1 protein-coding gene is annotated in these 507 nt (G+C 51.9%); it reads right to left on the reverse strand.

What is annotated here, in order from left to right; translation table 11 throughout:
• Window positions 1-507: IS5 family transposase (locus tag K0778_RS27555; RefSeq protein WP_153449298.1), on the reverse strand; the 507-nt coding region annotated here is incomplete at both ends.

A 507-nucleotide genomic window follows, 5' to 3' on the forward strand; every position in this document is an offset into this window, starting at 1 on the left:
GTCATTCGCTGATTAGCCACTGCACGGTTACGGTCTGCATATTCACCGGGCCAGTAACCCGCACCTTTTCGGGGAGGGATAAGCGCGCTGATTTTCTTACGCCGCAGTTCATCGTGACAGAGCCGGGTGTCGTAAGCGCCGTCTGCCGATGCTGCCCTGATTTTTCTGTGAGTCTGCCGGATAAGACCCGGGAAGGCTTCTGAGTCCGTCACATTGTTCAGCGACAGGTCTGCACAGATGATTTCATGTGTGTTGCTGTCAACTGCCAGATGCAACTTTCGCCATATACGACGGCGTTCTTTGCCGTGTTTTTTGACTTTCCATTCGCCTTCACCAAAGACCTTCAGCCCGGTAGAATCAATCACCAGATGCGCGATTTCACCCCGGCTGAACGTTTTGAAACTGACATTAACCGACTTTGCGCGCTTGCTGACACTGGTGTAATCCGGGCAGCGCAACGGAACATTCATCAGTGTAAAAATGGAATCAATAAAACCCTGTGCAGCC

Origin of the sequence: Escherichia sp. XD33, assembly GCF_019375075.1 — a bacterium.
In the GTDB taxonomy this organism is placed as follows: Bacteria; Pseudomonadota; Gammaproteobacteria; order Enterobacterales; family Enterobacteriaceae; genus Enterobacter; species Enterobacter flexneri_A.